17 protein-coding genes are annotated in these 19,345 nt (G+C 64.1%); 8 read left to right on the forward strand and 9 right to left on the reverse strand.

Going from position 1 to position 19,345, the window contains the following annotated elements:
• Positions 1–12 precede the first annotated feature (12 nt).
• The 8 genes from KHO31_RS08100 (at position 13) to KHO31_RS08135 (ending at position 7,977) form a co-directional block, all read left to right on the forward strand.
• Positions 13–534 carry an RDD family protein gene (locus tag KHO31_RS08100; RefSeq protein ID WP_201075127.1) on the forward strand — a complete coding sequence of 174 codons (522 nt, stop codon included), beginning with the start codon at positions 13–15 and terminating at the stop codon, positions 532–534.
• A gap of 166 nt (positions 535–700) precedes the next feature.
• Positions 701–1,642 (forward strand): UDP-2,3-diacylglucosamine diphosphatase, encoded by a 942-nt coding sequence (locus KHO31_RS08105; RefSeq protein WP_201075126.1) that lies wholly within the window; start codon positions 701–703, stop codon positions 1,640–1,642.
• 30 nt (positions 1,643–1,672) lie between these two features.
• Positions 1,673–2,704, forward strand: a complete 1,032-nt coding sequence (locus KHO31_RS08110; RefSeq protein ID WP_201075125.1) for a glycosyltransferase family 4 protein — start codon at positions 1,673–1,675, stop codon at positions 2,702–2,704.
• A gap of 20 nt (positions 2,705–2,724) precedes the next feature.
• Positions 2,725–3,357, forward strand: coding sequence for a diacylglycerol kinase (locus KHO31_RS08115; protein ID WP_201075124.1), 633 nt, complete (start codon positions 2,725–2,727; stop codon positions 3,355–3,357).
• Positions 3,358–3,584: 227 nt separating this feature from the next.
• On the forward strand, positions 3,585–4,310 hold the full coding sequence (locus KHO31_RS08120) for a TetR/AcrR family transcriptional regulator (RefSeq protein ID WP_054034977.1): 726 nt from the start codon (positions 3,585–3,587) through the stop codon (positions 4,308–4,310).
• Between the two features lie 2 nt (positions 4,311–4,312).
• A complete protein-coding gene (locus KHO31_RS08125; protein ID WP_201075122.1) occupies positions 4,313–4,897 on the forward strand; it encodes an LOG family protein in 585 nt (194 codons plus the stop codon).
• 83 nt (positions 4,898–4,980) lie between these two features.
• Positions 4,981–5,727: an SDR family oxidoreductase gene (locus tag KHO31_RS08130; RefSeq protein WP_201075120.1), complete on the forward strand. Its 747-nt coding sequence runs from the start codon at positions 4,981–4,983 to the stop codon at positions 5,725–5,727.
• Between the two features lie 252 nt (positions 5,728–5,979).
• Complete coding sequence (locus KHO31_RS08135) at positions 5,980–7,977, forward strand: ArnT family glycosyltransferase (protein WP_211623019.1); 1,998 nt, start codon at positions 5,980–5,982, stop codon at positions 7,975–7,977.
• A 51-nt stretch (positions 7,978–8,028) separates the two neighbouring features.
• On the opposite strand, the gene KHO31_RS08140 is transcribed toward KHO31_RS08135, so the two are convergent.
• From KHO31_RS08140 to kdpB, 9 genes are all read right to left on the reverse strand, one after another.
• On the reverse strand, positions 8,029–8,634 hold the full coding sequence (locus KHO31_RS08140) for a DUF924 family protein (RefSeq protein ID WP_211623021.1): 606 nt from the start codon (positions 8,632–8,634) through the stop codon (positions 8,029–8,031).
• The gene (locus KHO31_RS08145) at positions 8,627–9,040 is read right to left on the reverse strand and encodes a group II truncated hemoglobin (RefSeq protein ID WP_074284935.1); all 414 of its coding nucleotides are present in this window, start codon (positions 9,038–9,040) and stop codon (positions 8,627–8,629) included. The genes KHO31_RS08140 and KHO31_RS08145 overlap by 8 nt, the downstream gene beginning before the upstream one ends.
• A 28-nt stretch (positions 9,041–9,068) precedes the next feature.
• A complete protein-coding gene (locus KHO31_RS08150; protein ID WP_211623023.1) occupies positions 9,069–11,645 on the reverse strand; it encodes an ABC transporter permease in 2,577 nt (858 codons plus the stop codon).
• Positions 11,642–12,253 (reverse strand): DUF4126 domain-containing protein, encoded by a 612-nt coding sequence (locus KHO31_RS08155; RefSeq protein WP_172313269.1) that lies wholly within the window; start codon positions 12,251–12,253, stop codon positions 11,642–11,644. Before KHO31_RS08155 ends, KHO31_RS08150 begins: the two co-directional genes overlap by 4 nt.
• Before the next feature lie 247 nt (positions 12,254–12,500).
• Positions 12,501–12,821 (reverse strand): quaternary ammonium compound efflux SMR transporter SugE, encoded by a 321-nt coding sequence (gene sugE, locus KHO31_RS08160; protein ID WP_201075111.1) that lies wholly within the window; start codon positions 12,819–12,821, stop codon positions 12,501–12,503.
• 89 nt (positions 12,822–12,910) lie between these two features.
• Positions 12,911–13,609, reverse strand: coding sequence for a two-component system response regulator KdpE (kdpE, locus tag KHO31_RS08165; protein WP_063495267.1), 699 nt, complete (start codon positions 13,607–13,609; stop codon positions 12,911–12,913).
• Positions 13,602–16,436: a DUF4118 domain-containing protein gene (locus KHO31_RS08170; protein WP_211623222.1), complete on the reverse strand. Its 2,835-nt coding sequence runs from the start codon at positions 16,434–16,436 to the stop codon at positions 13,602–13,604. The genes kdpE and KHO31_RS08170 overlap by 8 nt, the downstream gene beginning before the upstream one ends.
• A 147-nt stretch (positions 16,437–16,583) precedes the next feature.
• Complete coding sequence (gene kdpC / locus KHO31_RS08175) at positions 16,584–17,162, reverse strand: potassium-transporting ATPase subunit KdpC (RefSeq protein WP_211623025.1); 579 nt, start codon at positions 17,160–17,162, stop codon at positions 16,584–16,586.
• Between the two features lie 30 nt (positions 17,163–17,192).
• A complete protein-coding gene (gene kdpB / locus KHO31_RS08180; RefSeq protein WP_201075108.1) occupies positions 17,193–19,277 on the reverse strand; it encodes a potassium-transporting ATPase subunit KdpB in 2,085 nt (694 codons plus the stop codon).
• Positions 19,278–19,345: the final 68 nt, after the last annotated feature.

Here is a 19,345-nt window from a genome sequence, read left to right on the forward strand (position 1 = left end):
CCGGGCCCGACTGTGTCCCAGCCACTCGCCACCTCGACACTACCCGCCGATTCGTCCGGCACCGCGCCCACCGTGCGCCGGCGCCTTGCCGCGCTGCTTTACGAAGCCGTGATCCTGTTTGGCGTCGTGTTCATCGCGGGCTATCTGTTCAGCACGTTGACGCAGCAGCGCAACGGCCTCACCCATCACAACATGCTCGCGGCGTGGATCGGCTTCGTGGTCGGCCTGTATTTCGTCTGGTTCTGGACCCACAGCGGCCAGACGTTGCCGATGAAAACGTGGCGCCTGCGCGTCGTCGGCGTTGATGGCGCGCCGCTGTCCACGGGCCGCGCGATCGTTCGTTACGTGCTGGCGTGGTTGTGGTTTTTACCGCCGCTTGCGCTGCATCCGTTGCTGGGCCTCGCCGTGCCGCAGACGCTGATAATCGCCGCGATCTGGTTCGCGCTGTGGGCCGCCACCGGCCGTCTCGACCCGCAGCGCCAATTCCTGCACGACCGTCTGGCCGGCACGCGCGTCATTAGCGTGGAGCGCTGACATCACGGGCCACCCGGTCATTCCCGGCACCCCTCGCTGTTTTCTCCTGCCAAGCCGCACCCGCTCCGTCCCTCTCCCGGCACAGTAATAAGAACTTCTTGTGACTGTCACGGCAGGGTCACGCGCGGCTGGCGCAATACGGGCACCGCAACTCGACGCGTGAGCCATGGACCCCAAAACGTCCGCGACTTCCCTGTTCCGCCAGACCGGCCCGAGCGTCGACCCTGTCGCGTTCCGCCCGGAACCCAACCCTAGTCACGGCTTGCCGTTGCCTGTGGCGTCACTGCCACTCGATTCGCACGCCGGACATCACGACGACGACCACGCCGAACCGCACCGCTATCGCACCATCTGGCTGTCCGACATCCACCTCGGCTCGAGCGGTTGTCAGGCGCCATATCTGCTCGACTTCCTGAGGCACAACGAGTCGGAATATCTGTACCTCGTGGGCGACATCATCGACGGCTGGCAATTGAAAAAAGGCTGGTACTGGCCGCAGGCGCACAACGACGTCGTGCAGAAGGTGCTGCGCAAAGCGCGCAAAGGCACCCAGGTCATCTACGTGCCGGGCAATCACGACGAAGCCGCGCGTCAGTTCTGCGACCTCGCGTTCGGCGACATTCACGTACGCGGCGAAGCATTCCACACGACGCTCGCCGGCAAGCGCCTATGGATCGTGCACGGCGATCTGTTCGACGGCGTGATCCAGCACGCGAAATGGCTCGCCTATCTCGGCGACACGCTCTACACGATGATCCTGATCCTGAACCGCTGGTTCAACCGGATCCGCAGCCGCCTCGGATTCCCGTACTGGTCGCTGTCGCAATACCTGAAGCATCAGGTGAAGAACGCGGTGAATTTCATCTCATCGTTCGAGCGCGTCATGACCGACGAAGCGCGCCGCCGCGGTTGCGACGGCGTGGTCTGCGGACACATTCACAAAGCAGAAATCCGCGACATCGACGGTGTGCTGTATTGCAACGACGGCGATTGGGTCGAAAGCCTGTCGGCACTCGTCGAGACGTATGAAGGCGAACTCAAAGTGATCTACTGGACCGTGATGCGCGCACCGGAAGTCGGCGTGCAAAAGGCCCGGGCGACCGCGTAGTCCCTCTCCACTTCTATTGGGCCGAAACCGATGAAGATCATGATCGTCACCGACGCATGGGAACCGCAGGTCAATGGCGTCGTGCGCACGCTGAAAAACACCACACGCGAACTCACCGCGCTCGGCCACCGCGTCGATCTGCTGACGCCGCTCGAATTCAAGACGATTCCGTGCCCAACCTATCCTGAGATTCGCCTGTCGCTGCTGCCGCGCCGCAAGCTGCACCAGCGGATTGGCGAATTCGCGCCCGACGCGCTGCACATCGCCACCGAAGGTCCTCTCGGCATGGCCGCACGCTCGTATGCGATCCGGCACAAGCTGCCGTTCACGACCGCTTATCACACGCGCTTTCCCGAATACGTGCAGGCTCGCTTCGGCATTCCGATCGCGGCCACCTACAAGTTCCTGCACTGGTTCCACAAGCCGTCTCTGGCGGTGATGGCGCCCACACCCGTGGTCAAGGCTGACCTCGAAAAATTCGGCTTCACCAACGTGGTGCTGTGGACCCGCGGCGTCGACCTCGACATCTTTCACCAGATGGACTCGAAGGTCCTCAACACCGCGCGGCCGATCTTTCTGTACGTGGGACGCGTGGCGGTCGAGAAGAACGTCGAAGCGTTTCTGAAGCTCGATCTGCCCGGCTCGAAGTGGGTTGCCGGCGAAGGCCCGGCGCTGGCCGAACTGAAGTCGCGCTATCCGCAAGCGAATTACCTGGGTGTGCTGACGCAAGCTGAACTGGCCAAGGTCTACGCGGCCGCCGACGTATTCGTGTTCCCGAGCCGCACCGATACCTTCGGGCTCGTGCTGCTCGAAGCGCTGGCCTGCGGCACGCCGGTCGCGGCGTATCCGGTGACCGGTCCGATCGACGTGCTCGGCGACGGCGGCGCGGGCGCCATGCACGAAGACTTGCGCGAGGCGTGCCTCGAAGCCCTGAAGATCGAACGCAGCCATGCCCGCGCATGGGCCGAACGCTTCTCCTGGGCAGCGGCATCCGAACAGTTCGCGGCCCATCTGAAGCCGTTGCCGCGCACGTCGTACAGCGAGGAAAGCGCCGCCGCGTGACGCGACGCGCCGAGCCGCTTATGCGAACCCGAAACTCCACCGCGGCACGCGCGTCGAGCGGCGCGCTGCACGCCGTCGATGCCGACACCGACAGCACCAACCGCGAGCCGTTCGACGATGTGAGCGAGCACGGCACGCCGAATCATGTCAATCACGCGAATGGTTTTCGCGGCATGAACGGCGCGAGCCTCGAGGGGCACGAGAGCGAAACCCACAACGAACCGCTCAGCCCCGACGATCCGTTCGCCCCGCTCCCCTTCAACCCGTACAAGGGCAATCGCGGCCTGACCCGCGCGTGGCACGCGATGAAAAATTCGCTTGCCGGGTTTCGCGTGGCAATTCGCGAGGAAAGCGCGTTTCGCCAGGAACTCACGCTCGCCGCGATCCTGATTCCATGCGGCGTGCTGGTGCCGGTCGATCCCGTGTCGCGCGTGCTGCTGCTCGGTTCGGTACTGCTGGTACTGATCGTCGAGTTGCTGAATTCGAGTGTCGAGGCGGCCATCGACCGGATTTCGCTCGAACGCCATGAGTTGTCGCGTCGCGCCAAGGATCTCGGCAGCGCGGCCGTGATGGTCGCGCTCGGCATGTGTCTGATGACGTGGGGGCTGATCGTCGGTCCGCTAGTCGTGCATTGGGTCAAAGCGTGGCTATGAGCGTAGCGATGGAATCCACCCCGCAGCACCGCCTGGCGCCGTTTTCCGGCGTCCCAAAGAATGAAAACCCTGAGTATCCGCTTGGTATAAGAACGGTCGGTTTATAATCGTCCGATAGCCTCACGGGAAACCGTTGGGGCGCTCAATATACCAACCGCGTCCGGGTGGATCACGCAGTAGCGGCACGCCGCCATGCGTCCAGCCCGGCGTAACCAGGGCCGGACGACATGGAAGCCAAACCTCCCCGCCGCACCCGCGAACGGATCCTCGAACTGTCGTTGAAGCTGTTCAACGAGATCGGCGAGCCGAACGTCACGACGACGACGATCGCCGAGGAAATGGAAATCAGTCCAGGCAACCTGTACTACCACTTCCGCAACAAAGACGACATCATCAACAGCATCTTCAGCCAGTTCGAACAGGAGATCGAAAAGCGTCTGCGTTTTCCCGACGACCACCGCGCGACCATCGACGAAATGTGGTCGTACCTGCAGTACATGGTCGATTTCACCTGGCGCTATCGCTTCCTGTATCGCGACCTGAACGATCTGCTGGCGCGCAATCGCACGCTGGAGACACATTTCAAGCAGATCATCAGCCACAAGGTGCGCTTTGCGAGCCAGTTCTGCGAGCAGCTCGTGGCCGACGGTGAAATGGTCGCCACGCCGGAAGAGTTGCACGTAATCGCCACCAACGTCGGCGTGATCGGCACGTACTGGCTGTCGTACCAGTTCGTGATGAACCCGCGCAAATACAACGAGCAGGAAACGATACGCGCGGAGCTGCATCAGGTGAGCGTGCAGATCGTGTCGCTGATGGCGCCTTATCTGCGCGGCCGCTCGCGGCAGATTTTCGACGACCTCGTCTCAGGCAAACTGCCCAAGCGCGAGTTCTACGACTACCTGCCGCCGAAAGAAGGCGCCGCGCCCCGCAACGAACCGAAGGACGTTTGAGTATGAAGTCGGTGTGTGTGTATTGCGGCTCCTCCGACGGAGCCAAACCGTTGTACGCCGAAGCCGCGCGCGCTTTCGGCCGCGCGCTGGTGCAGGCCGATCTCGCGCTGGTCTATGGCGGCGGCAAGGTGGGCCTGATGGGCGTGATCGCCGATACGGTGATGGCCGAAGGCGGCCGCGCAATCGGCGTGATTCCCGAGCTGCTGGTCAACAAGGAAGTCGGTCATAACGGCCTGACCGAGCTGCACGTGGTGCCCGACATGCATCATCGCAAGAAGATGATGGCCGACCTGTCCGACGCGTTCGTCGCGATGCCGGGCGGCGCGGGCACGCTCGAAGAGCTGTTCGAGGTCTATACGTGGGCACAACTCGGCTATCACCAGAAGCCGGTGGCACTGCTGAATATCGACGGCTTCTACGATCCGCTGATCGCGCTGCTCAAGCACACGGTAGAGGAAGGCTTCATGCGGCAAACCTATTTCGACATCCTGCAAATGGATGCCGATCCGGTCGTGCTGATCGACAAGCTGCAACGCTATCAGCCGCCTGTCAGCGACAAATGGGCCATCAAGCGCGACGCCGTTTGATGTTCGCCTGCCGCGCTTCTCCGGCCTGCTGAACACCTACCGCATGCTTCCTGCGGGCAACACACCCGAACGACGAGGTTGCAATGACGAAAACCGTTCTGATCACCGGTGGTAGCCGCGGCATCGGCCGAGCAACCGCGCGTTTGCTCGGCGCACGCGGCTGGTCGGTCGGCGTGAATTACGCACAGAACCTCGCGGCCGCACAGGAAACCGTTGCTGAAGTGGAACGCGCCGGCGGCCGTGCATTGCCGATTGCCGGCGACGTCGCCAGCGAAGCCGACGTGATCGGAATGTTCGACGCGCTTGAGCAGAAGTTCGGCCGGCTCGACGCGCTCGTCAACAATGCCGGGATTGTCGCGCCGTCGAGCCAGCTCGCGGATATGGATCTTGCGCGTCTGAAACGCATGTTCGATGTCAACGTGCTCGGCGCGTATCTGTGCGCACGCGAAGCCGCGCGCCGGATGTCGACCACCCGTGGCGGCGCGGGCGGCGTCATCGTGAATATTTCGTCGGCAGCTGCCCGTTTGGGTTCGCCGAACGAATACGTCGACTATGCCGGCTCGAAAGGCGCTGTCGACACCATGACGATCGGCCTCGCCAAGGAACTCGGCCCACAGGGCGTGCGCGTGAACGCGGTGCGCCCCGGCCTGATCGATACCGAGATCCACGCCAGCGGCGGCAAGCCCGAACGCGCCGCCCAGCTCGGCGCGACAACGCCGCTGGGCCGCCCCGGCAGCGCCGACGAAGTCGCCGAGTCGATCGTCTGGTTGCTGAGCGACGCCGCCTCGTACGTGACGGGCGCACTGCTCGACGTCACCGGCGGACGCTGAATACCGCTCTTCTGTTCTCGCGGCCGGCGATTTCAGGCGGCCGCCTTCCCCCTTCCCGACTCCCAATTCCCATCTATTTGATGAGGAATCAGCACAATCCGTCCGACTAGCGGCGATATTCCGCGCATTTTCTGTAATCGACCGTAATAAACTGGGACTACAATCGCGACGTTCGCATGCAATCGCATGCGACGCACAGCGAGAGCATAAGTCCGCGGCCCACGTCGCCGCGTACGGCGACCAGAGATCCTCATGTACGAAAACCCATCCGCGCCCTGGCGCACGGGGAACGTCGCGTCTGCGACGCCAGCGCCGGCCGGCTCCGCAGACGGTGCGCCTGGCACGCGCCCGGGCTCGGCACACGTTGCCGAAGGCGACGCGGACTGGCCCGCCAGCCACACTGCCAAAGCCGAAGGCACGGCGCCTGCAAGGCCCACCGCTCCTGCCGGTCCCACGCAGCCCACCACGCCGGCTCCCGCTTCGCGTGGCGCCCAGCGCTTGCGCGCGCTCACCGCTGCCCGTCCATTGATGTTGCTAGTCGCACTGGCGATCCTGTGCGCGTGGCTTTTGCCCGGCACCCTGGGCCACGAGCCGTGGAAACAGGACGAGACCTACACGTTCGGCATCATCCAGCACATGCTCGACACCGGCGATCTGGTCGTGCCGACCAACGCGGGCCAGCCCTTCGTCGAAAAACCGCCGATTTACGACTGGGTCGCCACGGGCCTTGCGTGGATGTTCGGCCGCTACCTGCCTTTGCATGACGCTGCACGCCTCGCGAGCGCGCTCTTCGCCGGACTGACCGTCTACTACACGGCACGCGTCGCCCGCCGCGCGGTGGCGGCGTCGAGCTGGCTGGACATGCGCGTGATCGGCACGCTTGCATTGTTCGCGAGCACGCTCGTCGTCATTAAGCACGTGCACGACATGATGACCGACGTCGCGCTGATGGCCGGCGCGGCGATCGGCTTCTGCGGACTGTTCGAACTGGTGCTGGTGCATCTGCGCGACGAAGCGCGCCTGCTGCCGGTCGACGCACGCCGCCGGCGCCACGCGATTTTCAGCGGCGCGGCGATGTTCGGCGCGGGCGTGGGCGTGTCGTTGCTGGCCAAGGGCCTGTTCGTGCCGCTTGTGTTCGGCGCCACCACCGTCGCGGTGCTGGTGCTGTATCCCGCATGCCGCACTCGCAGCTTTGCAGGGGCACTCGGCATCGCCGCGCTGGTCTGCGCGCCCTTCGCGCTGATCTGGCCGATCTGTTTCTATCTGCGCTCCGAAGCGCTCTTCAAGGTCTGGCTGTGGGACAACAATGTCGGCCGCTTCTTCGGTTTTTCGGTGGCGGAACTCGGCTCTGAAAACGAAAGCCGTCTGTTCGTGCTGCGCACCGTGCTGAGCGTCGGCTTTCCGGTTGTGCCGCTTGCGTTGGCCGCGCTCGCCGGCGGCGGGTGGCGCCGCTGGCGCGACCCGCGTGTCGCGCTGCCGGTGATTTTCGCGGGCACCGGCTTCGCCGTCCTGCAAAGCTCGGCAACGGTGCGCGAACTGTACATCCTGCCGTTCATCGCCCCGCTCGCACTGGTGGCGATGCAGGGCATCGAAAAGCTGCCGCGGCGTCTGCACGCGAGCTGGGACATCGCGAGCCGCGTGCTGTTCGGCAGCGCGGCCGCACTCGCGTGGATCATCTGGTCGATCATGAGCAGTCCGGCCGACACCCATGCGTCGCTGCACTGGCTCGGCCGCTGGTTGCCGCTCGACTGGGTGCTGCCGGTCAAGCCCGTACTGATCGCAGCCGCCCTGTTGATGACGCTCGGCTGGCTGTGGCTGCTGCCGGTCTTCAAATACACCGGCAAATGGCGCGGCGCGTTGAGCTGGTGTGCGGGTGCGATTCTCGCGTGGGGACTGGTGAGCACGCTGCTGCTACCGTGGCTCGACTATGCGAAGAGTTACCTCTCCGTGTTCGAAAATCTAGGCGCCAGCATGAATATCGAATGGAACGATGGCGATTGCATGGCCAGTACAGGCCTCGGCGAATCCGAAGCGCCGATGCTGTACTACTACAGCGGCATCGTGCATCAACCGACCGCAAATACCGCGACGACCGGGTGCACCTGGTTGATCGAACAGAGCCGCCGCGGCAATGCACGCACGCCTGCGGGCGATTGGCAGTTGTTCTGGTCAGGCGCGCGCCCAGGCGACACAGACGAATTGTTGCGGGTGTTCGTGCGGACTCCGGCGACGCCCGCGCGTGGCGAATAGCATGTAGCGTGCAAACAGCGCGTGGCCCGTGCTTGCTCGTGTTTTTTGCGCCTAGAACGACGAGCCGCGTTCTTTCAGGAAAGCCGTTTCTTCAGCCGTCGACTGACGCCCGAGCTGCGCATTGCGATGTGGAAAACGCCCGAAACGCTCGATGATTCTGGCGTGCCTCACCGCAGAGGAATAGTACGACGCACCGCCCGGCTCGGCCTTCAACTGTTTGAACAGGCGCAGCGACTCGTGCTGGCTGGCAAGCGTTTCATCGTGTTCGAACGGTAGATATGCGAACGCACGGTGATGCACGGTCGGCAATAAAAGGTCGGCGCCACTTGCGATCATCTGCTGCGCGATGCGCAGCGCTTTATGATCGGCAGCAAAAGCGCGCGGCGTACCGCGGTAGCAATTGCGAGAAAACTGATCCAGCACGATGACCAGCGCTAACGCGCCGAGCGGGGTTTCCGTCCAGCTGTCGAGGGCCCCTTCGCGCGCCGCATCGATGAGTGTCCCGAAGCGTTCCAGCAGCATTGCATCGAAGGCCCTGTCGCGCGAAAACCAGAGCTTGCGCGCTTGCCCGAAGGTTGGGGTGTTCGGGGCGCCGAACCAAGAGTCCAGGACTGCGCGCGCTTCTGAGCGCTCGGGCCCCGCTACCCTCTCAACCATTGCGATTGCGCATCCAGTCCGCCGTCTCAAAGAACGACGCCAGCAAACGCTCCCTCAACGGTTCGGAAAGCCCGACGTCTTCCATGGCCCATGCCATGCACCGCAGCCACTGATCCCGCTCGCTGGAAGCGATCGGAAACGGCATATGCCTCGCCCTCAACCTGGGATGGCCGAACCGGCTGATGTAATGATCGGGCCCACCCATCCATCCGCACAAGAACCAGAAAAACTTATCGCGAGAGCCGTCGAGCGATTCCGGATGCAAAGCCCGGATCCCGGCGAAATCCGCTTCGAGATCCATCAAGTCATAAAACCGATCGACCAGCTCGCGCACGCGCGCTTCGCCGCCCACCAGTTCGAAGGCCGTCGGCTGTGCGGCGGACACTTCATCGTTAAGATCGCTCATACCCAATCACAAAAAACAGGAAAGAAATTCACGCGTCCCGCAGCGACTGCAACGCGGGCCGCGCCAGCACATGCCGCAAGCTTAGCCAGCCACCCACGCCCGCGCAGGCGACTCCGGCTGCGATACCCGCGGGCAATAGCCACGGATCGAACGTCAGATAGAACTCGAACACGCGCGTCGCCAGCAACCAGCCGATCACCTGCGCACCGAGCGCCGCCATCAATCCCGCTAACGCACCAACCGCCACAAACTCGGCAATCTGCACCGCGCGCACCTGGCGATGCGACGCCCCCAGTGCGCGCAGCAGCGCGGATTCTCGCATGCGCTCATCGCGGGTGCCGGCCAGCGCTGCGTAGAGCACCAGCACGCCGGCCGCAAGCGTGAACGCGAACAGGAACTGCACCGCGCCGATCACCTGCTGCAACACGCGCTGCACCTGCGCCAGAATCGGACCGGTATCGATCGCCGTGAGATTCGGATAGGCGGCGATCAGCCCGTCGATGGTCGACTGTTGTTCCGACGGTAAATGGAAGCTCGTGATGAACGTCGCCGGGAAATCCTGCAAGGCGGCCGGTGGCATCAGCACGAAAAAGTTGACCTTGAACGAGCCCCAGTCGAGCTTGCGCACACTCGTCACCGGCGCATCGATTTGCAAGCCCGTCACATCGAAGCGCAGCATGTCGCCCGGCTTCACGTTGATCAACTTCGCGAGGCCCTGCTCGATCGAAATCTGCGGTGTCTTCGTGTCACCGTACCAAGTGCCGGCGGAGAGGCGGTTGTCATCGGGCAGCTCGGTCGTGTACGACAGATTGAATTCGCGGTCGACGAGACGCTTCGCATCGTCGCCCTTGAACGAATCCGGATTGACCGGCTTGCCGTTGATGGCGATCAGCCGGCCGCGCACCATTGGCGCGAGCTCCGTACCGGGCACGCCGTGCGTGCTCAGATAGTGCGTGACGGCTTCGCGCTGGTCGGGCTGGATGTCGATGATGAATTCGTTCGGCGCATCGGGCGGTGTGGATTTGCGCCAGCCGGCCACCAGGTCGTTGCGTGTCATCGCGATCAGCAACAGGCACATCAGGCCAATGCCGAGCGCGGTGATCTGCAACGCGCTCGCGCCGCTGCGCCGCTCCAGCGACGCCAACGCGTAGCGCCAGCCGATTCCCGCATTCACGCGCTCGCTGCGCACGACACGCGAAGCACCCCACAACGCCAGCCGCGCGATGCACGCAAACACCAGCAATCCGCCAGCGAAGCCACCCGCGACGATGCCGCCGAGCTTCAACTCACCGGCTGCGACGATCAGGAGTGCGGCGAACAGCACGATGCCAAGCGCGTAAGCGGCCCACGCGGTACGCCCCGCTTCGCCCCATTCGCGACGCAGCACGCGCACCGGCGGCACGCGCGTCAGCGGCAACAGCGGCGGCAAAGCGAAGCCGAGCAACAGCACCAGACCCGCCGCGATACCTTCGAGCGCCGGCCATGCGGTGGGGTACGGCAACACGACGTCGATCAGACTGCCGAGCCACGTCAACAACGCCATATGTCCCAGGTAACCGAGCGCTACGCCGAGCGCGCCGCCGATCAAACCCAACCCGACGAATTCAAGCGTGAATAACGCGCGTAGCGTGGCCTGACTGACACCAAGACAGCGCATCGCCGCGCAGCCGTCCAGATGCCGGCGCATATACCGATGTGCGGCCATCGCGATCGCCACCGCCGCGAGCAGCGCGGTGAGCAGCGAGACCAGCGTGAGGAAGTGACTCGCGCGGTCGAGCGTCTGGCGCACTTGCGGCTGGCCGTCCTGCAACGATTCGAGCGCGACGCCGCGCATCTTGCCGCCGTCCACCTTGTCATGCGCAAATTGCGCGAAGCGCGCCACCGCTGCATCCGTACCGGCAACCAGCAACCGATAGGTCACGCGGCTGCCGAAGGTGATGAGGCCGGTCGACTGGACCTCGTCGGCACGCAGCATCAAACGCGGCGAGAAATTGACGAACGAGAAACCACGGTCGAGTTCGCGCGTGATGACCGCGCCGATCGTGAAGCGGCGAGTGCCGACCTTCACGGTATCGCCGACGTGTAGCTTCAATGCGTCGAGCAGGGCCTGATCGACCCATACCGTACCCGGTGCCGGAATCGATTGTGCGGGATGGTCAGCCACGCCCGGCGCCGGAGCAATCCGCAACGCGCCGCGCAACGGATAACCGGGCGACACCGCCTTGATGGCGGCCAGCCGCGAGACCGGTTGGGTGCCGGTCGAATTGATCATGCTGGGGAAGATTGCCGTGCTGGCGGTATTCAGACCGAGCGCGCTCGCTTGCTGCGCGAACTGCGGATCGACCGGATGATCAGCACGAACGATGAAATCCGCGGCGATCATGCGCCGCGCATCACGCTCGAGCCCCTGATGCAAGCGGTCAGCCAGAAAGCCGACACTCGACAACGCCGCGACGGCGAGCACCAGCGCCAACAGCAGCATCGTCAATTCGCCGGCGCGCCAGTCGCGCGCAGTCATGCGGATGGCCTGGCGCAACAGATCCAACCTGCCCAACCGGCGCGCTGCATTGGCGCGCGCCGTGACCCTTCGCCCCGTATCGCTCAATCGTGCCTGCTCCTGGCAAACCGCGACACCATGTGCGTCGCCATCCCGCGAAAACCGCCCTGCACCCCGCGCCACAGCCGCGGCAACGCCCAGGCGGCCAGCATCAGGAAGCCCACCATCAACACCAGGAACAGGACGGGCACAAACAGCGCGAGCAACATGCCGCCGAACACGAGACCGTCTTCCGCGGTCGAGGTCACGACATTCGACACCGGTTCCGGCGACAGATTGATCAGCGCGCGCGTGCCCGCTTTCGCCAGATGCGCGGTGCCCGCCAGCGTACCGCCTGCGAGGGCCGCGACCGTCAGCAGCGCAGGATCGGCATGGCCGAGCGCGCCGGCTGCCAGCACGGCGCCGGCGGGAATACGGATAAAGGTATGAACCGCGTCCCATAACGAATCGAACGCGGGGATTTTGTCGGCGAGAAATTCAGTGACCGTCAGCACGCCCGCCACGCCGATCACCCAGGGTGAAGACAGTGCGGACAACGTATCGGGTAGATGGATGAGGCCAAGACGTGCGAACACGCCGGCCAGCAGGACTGTCAGATAGAGGCGCAGGCCGCTGCCCCATGAGAGGCCCGCAGCAAGCGAAAGTGATTCAAGCATGGCCGCCTCCAGGCGCGCTGTGCGTGCCGGGCGCTTCGACGGGCTGGAAAGGGAGTCGCCGTACCGAAGTCGTCAGACCCGCGCCAAGCCGGCCGCGCCAAAGAGGCCGCGGGCAATTTCAGGTTGGATTCTGATCTCATTATAGCCACGTTAATTCGCAGAACGCAGAGCGGTTAACAAATGACGGACTTTAATGGCGCGCGGTTCGAGCGCATGCGGACACGATAATCGGGCCCGACAACAGGGTTCAATGACCCGACGACAGCTTCAACCCGATCAAACCAATCACGATCAGCGCCGCGCTCGCCACCCGCGCGGCCGTCAGGGCCTCGCCCATCATGACGATGCCGAAGATGAACGCGCCGACCGCGCCGATCCCCGTCCAGACGGCGTAGGCCGTGCCAAGCGGCAACTGGCGCATCGCCATCGCAAGCAGAACGAAGCTGCCGAGCGCGGTCACGATCGTGAACACGGAGGGCCAGAGCCGGGTGAAACCTTCGGAGGTTTTGAGACCGGCCGCCCACGCGACTTCGAGCAAACCGGCAATCAGCAGAAGAATCCAGGACATGAGACAGCTCCATGGTCAGATGGGGCCGTCCCCGTTCGTAGCGGATGCGTAAGGTCGTCCTTACGGACTGTAATTATACCAAATTAGCATCAAACCGCGCCGACCAGCCGGTAGCCAACGCCCGTTTCCGTGACGATATGCTCCGGTTGCGCCGGGTCCCGTTCCAGTTTCCCGCGCAGATGCGCCATATAGATACGCAGATAGTGATGGCTCTCGACATGCGATGGCCCCCACACGTCGCGCAGCAATTGCCGGTGCGTCAGCACACGGCCGGCGTGGCGCACCAGCGTCGCCAGCAGGCGGTATTCAATCGGTGTGAGATGGACCGCGACGCCGTCGCGGCTCACCTGGCGCAAGGCCAGATCGACCGTCACCGCGCCGAAGCGCACCAGCGGCGATTCATTCGCGCCCCCCTGATTGCGGCGCCGCATATGCGCCCGGATCCGCGCCAGTAGTTCGGAAACACCGAACGGCTTGGTGAGGTAATCGTCCGCGCCGGCATCGAGCGCGGCGACTTTCTCGGTTTCCTGGGTACGAGCCGACAGCACGATGACCGGCAATTCGCTCCAGCCACGCAGCTCGCGAATCACGTCGAGACCGTCGGTGTCGGGCAAGCCAAGGTCGACGATGACGAGATCGGGCTTGCGCGTCGCGGCTTCGACGAGACCTTGCTTGCCGGTCTCGGCGTCGTGCACGACGATGCCCTCGCCTTCCAGCGCGGTTCGCACAAAACGGCGAATCTGCTTTTCGTCTTCAATCAGGACGACGGTGATGCTCGGGTCACTCATGGCTGGGCTTGGAAAGCGGGTTAAGAGTTGAATCGAGGTCGGACAATGCGTCGGCGCCTTCGTTTTCCAGCACATCCGGTGCTTCGGGCGGCGTTTCCACCGGCAAGGTGAACCAGAAGCGCGCGCCTTCGACGCGGCCGTCCGCGGACATCCGATTGAGCGCGCCGATTGTACCCCCGTGCGCTTCGACGATTGCGCGGCAGATCGCGAGGCCGAGACCGATGCCCGGCTTGGCCGACTCTTTCTCGCCGCGCGTGAATTTCTCGAACACACGCGCTTCCATGCCGGCCGGCAGACCCGGTCCGTTGTCGTCGACGGCGACGCGTACGAACGACTTGCCGTCCGCGTCGAGACGTTGCGCGCTAATCGTCAAGGGTGTTTCCGGCGAAGTATATTTGGCCGCGTTCTCAAACAGGTTCGAGAAGAGCCGCTCCATCAGCACGGCATCGAGGTGCAGCAGCGGCAAATCCGCGGGCAGCTTCACCTGCACCGGATGATTCGCCAGCACGCGTTTGCATGCTCGCAGCGCGGCGCCCACCGTTTCTTCGAGGAGCGTCCACTGCTGGTTCAGTTGCAGGCTGCCTGCCTGCAAGCGCGCCATGTCGAGCAGATTGGTCACGATGCCTGTCATGCGCAGCGCTTCTTCGTGGATCGCGTCGACCAGATCGTCACGGGGTTGCGCACCGGGATGCGCCTCACGCGATTGCGCCAGCATCGACGAGAAGCCGACGATCGTCGTCAAGGGCGTGCGCAGGTCGTGCGAAATCGCCGACAGCAACGAATTGCGCAAGCGCTCAGATTCCATATTGACGAGCGCATCGCGCGCAATGTCGACGTAGTGCACACGCTCGAGAGCCAGCGCGATTTGCGCCGCGAACGCATCGAGCATGCGTTGCTGCTCCGGCACATCCAGCTCGCGCTCGTCGCGCATCACGACCGCCAGCACGCCGCGCGTGCGCATCGGCGCCTTCAGCGGCAGGTACAGCGCGGCGGCGGCCGGCAGCGTATCGGTACCGTGCCCGGCGGGCTTCTGCTGATCGTAGACCCATTGGCCGACGTCGATATCGAGCATCTCGCCTTCGAGCGTGATCGTCGCGTCGGGGTCTTCGATCTTCTGCTTCACCTGATCGACGCTGTCCGGCAACAGGACCGCGACGCGCGCGCCGAACACTTCGCTCACATGCCGGCTGCCAATGCCGACGATCTGTTCGGTGGTGAGCGCCGCCGCCAGTTCGCGCGCCATGGCGTACATCGCCCCGGTGCGTTGCTCGCGGCGCCGCGCCACGCTCGCCTCGCGGCGCAGGCTCGAGGTGAGATGGCTGATGACAAGCGAGGTCAGCAGCATGCCGAAGAAGGTCAGCACGTACTGCGTATCGGACACCGACAGCGACATGCGCGGCGGCACGAAGAAAAAGTCGAACGCGGCCACGCTCATGAACGACAGCACGACGCCCGGTCCGCGCCCCAGCTTCACGGCCGTGAAGATCACGCCGAGCAGGTACAGCATGACGAGGTTGGTCAGATCGATATGGTCGATCAACTGGCTCGACAACAGCGTAATGGCCGCGCAGATCGCCAACGCGAAGCCATAGGCGCGCGGCGGTGAACGGCGTTCGCGCGCGGTGCTCAACGCCTCGCGCCACGCGTTGGCAGTCGTGCTAAGCAAGCGGCGATGCTCGGCGCCGTCACGTTCCGACGACGCGCGGATCAGCGTGAGGTCGAGATCGCCCGCGCGTTCGGCGATGCGCTCGCCGAGCGGGCGGCGCAACCAGCGCTTGAAACCGGTGCGGGCCGAAGCGCCGGCGACCAGCTTCGAGACGTTGCGAGCCTGCGCGTAACCGATCAGTGCGGCGACCGCATCGGTTCCGGCGAGCGTCGCGGTTTCAGCGCCGAGTTCGGCGGCGAGCTTCAAGGCATTCAGCGTGCGTTCGCGGCGCGCGTCAGGCAAGCGCTGCAGCGCCGGCGTTTCCACATAGACGGCGATCCAGTCGGCCTTCAGGCTGGCCGCGAGACGCGCTGCCGCGCGCACCAGCATCGGCGCTTCCGGGCCAGGGCCGACGCACACCAGCAAGCGCTCACGCGCCTGCCAGATCCGCTGGATCGAACGATCGGCACGATATTCCCGCATCTGCGCATCGACACGGTCCGCGGTACGGCGCAACGCCAGCTCGCGCAACGCAATCAGGTTGCCTTTGCGAAAGAAGTTGCGCACCGCGCGCTCGGCCTGCTGCGGCAAATACACCTTGCCGTCGCGCATCCGGTCGAGCAGCTCCTCGGCGGGCAGGTCGACCAATGTGACTTCGTCGGCGCGATCGAACACGCGGTCGGGCACCGTCTCCCAGACACGGATGCCGGTAATCTGGCCGACCACGTCGTTCAGGCTTTCGAGGTGCTGGACGTTGACCGTGGTGTAGACGTCGATGCCCGCGTCGAGCAGTTCGTAGACATCCTGCCAGCGCTTCAGATGCCGTGCGCCCTGCACATTCGAATGCGCGAGTTCGTCGACGAGAATCAGTTCCGGCTTGCGGGCGAGCGCGGCGTCGAGATCGAACTCGCCGAGCTGGCGCCCGCGATACTCGATCACCGCGAGCGGCAACACGTCGAGGCCTTCGAGCAGCGCCGCCGTTTCGCTGCGGCCATGCGTTTCGGCGATGCCGATCACCACGTCCGCGCCTTCATCGGCACGGCGCCGCGCGGCCTGCAACATCGCATAGGTCTTGCCGACGCCCGCCGACGCGCCGAAGAAAATCTTCAGCCTGCCGCGCTGACGTTTTTCTTCGTCGCGTTGCAGCTTGTCGAGCAGTTCGTCAGGATCGGGGCGGTTCATGCTCATTGGTTTTCATAGTAAAGCGAGCGGCGGTGCTTGCATGGTGGCACGGCAGGGGCAGCGCTGCAAATGGCGAAGGCGGCACCCCATGGACGCCGCCTCCTCTAACCACAGCCATCAACGGCGCCCGTCGATGCCCAGCGACGCTCAACCGTGTTTCATCTCATCCAGTGCGAGATTCAGTTGCAGCACGTTCACGCGCGGCTCACCCAGAATGCCGAACTGACGGCCGCTCGTATAACGATCGACCAGCGCCTGCACATCGTTCGTGGCGAGCTTACGCGCTTTAGCGACGCGTTCGATCTGATACGCGGCGGCCGCCGGGCTGATCTCAGGATCGAGACCGCTGCCCGAGGACGTCACCAGATCGACCGGCACCGGCTGCGACATGTCCGTGCCGGCCGCCTTCAACGCGTCGATGCGGCCTTTGATTTCGTCGGTCAGCGCCGGGTTGGTCGGGCCGAGGTTCGAACCGCCCGAATTGGTCGCGTTATACGGCATCGGGCTGGTGGCCGACAACCGGCCCCAGAAGTACTGCGGCGCATCGAACTGCTGGCCGATCAGCTTCGAGCCGACCACTTTGCCGTCCTGCTCGAGCAGGCTGCCGTTGGCCTGGTTGTTGAAGGCCGCCTGACCGACTGCAGTCATCACGGCGGGATAAGCAAGTCCGGTGACGGCGGTCAGTACCGCGAAGATCACGATCAGCGGACGGAACAGATTTTTCATGACAGGTAACTCCTTTTAAGCTGCCGCTTCTCAAACCCAGCCGAACGCGGCCAGCACCATATCGATCAGCTTGATGCCGATGAACGGCACGATGATCCCGCCCAGACCGTAGACCAGCAGATTGCGGCGCAACAGGATCGCCGCGCCCAGCGCCCGGTACTTCACGCCTTTGAGGGCCAGCGGAATCAGCAGCACGATGATCAGCGCGTTGAAAATCACCGCCGACATGATTGCCGAGGCCGGCGTGGCCAGATGCATCACATTCAGCGCGTTCAGTGCCGGATAGGTGGTCGCGAACGCAGCCGGGATGATCGCGAAGTACTTGGCGACGTCGTTGGCGATCGAGAACGTGGTGAGCGAGCCGCGCGTCATCAGCATCTGCTTGCCGATTTCGACGATCTCGATCAGCTTGGTCGGATTCGAATCGAGGTCGACCATGTTGCCGGCTTCTTTCGCGGCCTGCGTGCCGGTGTTCATCGCCACCGCGACGTCGGCCTGGGCGAGTGCCGGGGCGTCGTTGGTACCGTCGCCGGTCATCGCCACCAGACGGCCTTCGGCCTGGTGCGCGCGGATCGTGGCGAGCTTCGCTTCCGGCGTGGCTTCGGCGAGGAAATCGTCGACGCCTGCCTCTGCTGCGATCGCTGCTGCCGTCAGCCGGTTGTCGCCGGTGACCATGATGGTCTTGATGCCCATCTTGCGCAGTTCGGCGAAGCGTTCCTTGATACCGCCCTTCACCACGTCCTTCAGTTCGATCACGCCGAGCACGCGTGCGCCCTGCGCGCCTTTCTCGGCGACCACCAGCGGTGTGCTGCCGCGACGGGCAACTTCGGCCACTGCCGTGCTCACTTCGTTCGGGAAACGGCCGCCATTCGCTTCAACGTAGTTCTTCACTGCGTCAGCCGCGCCCTTGCGGATTTCGCGTCCCGGAAGATCCACGCCGCTCATCCGGGTTTGCGCCGTGAAGGCGAGGAATTCAGCGTGCAGCGAGGCCATATCGCGTTGACGGATATTGAAACGCTGCTTGGCCAGCACGACGATGCTGCGGCCTTCCGGCGTTTCGTCGGCAAGCGACGAAAGCTGAGCGGCATCGGCGAGTGCTTCTTCCGTCAAGCCCGGCGCCGGCACGAATTGCGATGCCTGGCGGTTACCGAGCGTGATCGTGCCGGTCTTGTCGAGCAGCAACACGTCGACGTCACCGGCCGCTTCCACCGCACGGCCCGAAGTCGCGATCACATTCGCCTGCATCATCCGGCTCATACCGGCCACACCGATCGCCGACAACAGCCCGCCGATGGTGGTCGGAATCAGACACACCAGCAATGCGACCAGCGCGGTAATCGTGACCACGTGGCCCGCTTTTGCCGCTTCGACCGAAAACATCGAGAACGGCAGCAGCGTCGCGGTAGCCAGCAACATCACGATGGTCAGCGCGACCAGCAGAATCGTCAGGGCGATTTCGTTCGGCGTCTTCTGACGCTTGGCGCCTTCGACCATCGCGATCATGCGGTCGAGGAAGGCTTCGCCCGGATTGGCCGTGACGCGTACGACGATCCAGTCCGACAGCACACGCGTGCCGCCCGTCACCGACGAAAAATCGCCGCCCGACTCGCGGATCACCGGTGCGGATTCGCCCGTGATCGCCGATTCGTCCACGGACGCAACACCGTCGATCACTTCACCGTCGGCCGGAATCACGTCGCCCGTTTCGACCAGCACAACATCGCCTTTACGCAGATCGGACGCCGTCAGAATGCGGATCGGCGACTTCGGATGCGGCTCGTTGAGCTTCTTGGCCATCACGTCTTTCTTCGCGCTGCGCAGCGACGCTGCCTGGGCCTTGGAACGGCCTTCGGCGAGCGCTTCCGCGAAGTTCGCGAACAGCACCGTGAACCACAGCCACAAGGTGACCGCGAGAATGAAGCCCGCGGGCGCCTCGGCCTGACCGCCGAGCGCGGCGATCCACAGAATGGTCGTCAGAATACTGCCGACGTACACGCAGAACATCACCGGATTGCGGAACTGCGTGCGCGGCGTGAGCTTCTTGAAGGAGTCCACGATCGCCGGGCGCACCAGCGCCGGGTCGAACATGGACCTGGTTGCATTATGTTCAGTCATTGAATCCTCGAATTTCCCGTTTGCGCCTATTCACTCGTTGGTCGCCTGTGTCATCCCTACGGGCCGCC

Origin of the sequence: Paraburkholderia domus, assembly GCF_905220705.1 — a bacterium.
In the GTDB taxonomy this organism is placed as follows: Bacteria; Pseudomonadota; Gammaproteobacteria; order Burkholderiales; family Burkholderiaceae; genus Paraburkholderia; species Paraburkholderia domus.

What these genes read in the sequence shown, in the direction of transcription:
- KHO31_RS08105 (WP_201075126.1), top strand. Translation starts at nt 701, where the DNA reads ATGGACCCCAAAACGTCCGCGACTTCCCTGTTCCGCCAGACCGGCCCG.
- KHO31_RS08110 (WP_201075125.1), top strand. Translation starts at nt 1,673, where the DNA reads ATGAAGATCATGATCGTCACCGACGCATGGGAACCGCAGGTCAATGGC.
- KHO31_RS08115 (WP_201075124.1), top strand. Translation starts at nt 2,725, where the DNA reads ATGCGAACCCGAAACTCCACCGCGGCACGCGCGTCGAGCGGCGCGCTG.
- KHO31_RS08120 (WP_054034977.1), top strand. Translation starts at nt 3,585, where the DNA reads ATGGAAGCCAAACCTCCCCGCCGCACCCGCGAACGGATCCTCGAACTG.
- KHO31_RS08125 (WP_201075122.1), top strand. Translation starts at nt 4,313, where the DNA reads ATGAAGTCGGTGTGTGTGTATTGCGGCTCCTCCGACGGAGCCAAACCG.
- KHO31_RS08130 (WP_201075120.1), top strand. Translation starts at nt 4,981, where the DNA reads ATGACGAAAACCGTTCTGATCACCGGTGGTAGCCGCGGCATCGGCCGA.
- KHO31_RS08135 (WP_211623019.1), top strand. Translation starts at nt 5,980, where the DNA reads ATGTACGAAAACCCATCCGCGCCCTGGCGCACGGGGAACGTCGCGTCT.
- KHO31_RS08140 (WP_211623021.1), bottom strand. Translation starts at nt 8,634, where the DNA reads ATGGTTGAGAGGGTAGCGGGGCCCGAGCGCTCAGAAGCGCGCGCAGTC.
- KHO31_RS08145 (WP_074284935.1), bottom strand. Translation starts at nt 9,040, where the DNA reads ATGAGCGATCTTAACGATGAAGTGTCCGCCGCACAGCCGACGGCCTTC.
- KHO31_RS08155 (WP_172313269.1), bottom strand. Translation starts at nt 12,253, where the DNA reads ATGCTTGAATCACTTTCGCTTGCTGCGGGCCTCTCATGGGGCAGCGGC.
- sugE (WP_201075111.1), bottom strand. Translation starts at nt 12,821, where the DNA reads ATGTCCTGGATTCTTCTGCTGATTGCCGGTTTGCTCGAAGTCGCGTGG.
- kdpE (WP_063495267.1), bottom strand. Translation starts at nt 13,609, where the DNA reads ATGAGTGACCCGAGCATCACCGTCGTCCTGATTGAAGACGAAAAGCAG.
- KHO31_RS08170 (WP_211623222.1), bottom strand. Translation starts at nt 16,436, where the DNA reads ATGAACCGCCCCGATCCTGACGAACTGCTCGACAAGCTGCAACGCGAC.
- kdpC (WP_211623025.1), bottom strand. Translation starts at nt 17,162, where the DNA reads ATGAAAAATCTGTTCCGTCCGCTGATCGTGATCTTCGCGGTACTGACC.
- kdpB (WP_201075108.1), bottom strand. Translation starts at nt 19,277, where the DNA reads ATGACTGAACATAATGCAACCAGGTCCATGTTCGACCCGGCGCTGGTG.